A 519-nucleotide genomic window follows, 5' to 3' on the forward strand; every position below is an offset into this window, starting at 1 on the left:
CGCACACCGAGGGCGCGCAGCGCGTCCACCTGGTCCTGCATGAGCGCGATCAGCGGCGAGACCACCACGCCGGTGCCGGGTCTGACCAGGGCCGGGATCTGGTAGCACAGCGACTTGCCGCCGCCGGTGGGCATGAGGACCAGGGCGTCGCCGCCCGCCACCACATGCTCGATGATCGCTTCCTGCTCGCCCCGGAAGGCGTCGTACCCGAAGACCCGGTGCAGCGTGGTCAGCGCCTCGCTCGCGTCCGCGCCGGGTCCCTCGGTCACCACTGGCATCTGACTGATCCCGCCCGTCGCATCCATCGTCCTGTCCCCCGCCGGTCCCCCGTGTGCCGTCGTGCGCCCGCTGCCCACCACTGCCTCAACGATAGGGGTCCGCACCGACAGCCCCGGAGTTATCCACAAGTGGCGAACAATTGTGCGAGCAAGTCAGGCCCTGAGGCGACCTCCAGGGAATCGATCACTACCCTACGTCACGAAACCGTCACTCGAATGGCCGCCCCCGATGGCCCCCGAC

General features: G+C 69.2%; 1 pseudogene. It reads right to left on the reverse strand.

Going from position 1 to position 519, the window contains the following annotated elements:
* Positions 1-305: pseudogene (locus tag CCN72_RS40590) on the reverse strand (DEAD/DEAH box helicase); the annotation flags it as partial.
* Between the last annotated feature and the right edge of the window lie 214 nt (positions 306-519).

This window comes from Streptomyces murinus (assembly GCF_002154555.1).
Lineage (GTDB): Bacteria > Actinomycetota > Actinomycetes > Streptomycetales > Streptomycetaceae > Streptomyces > Streptomyces murinus.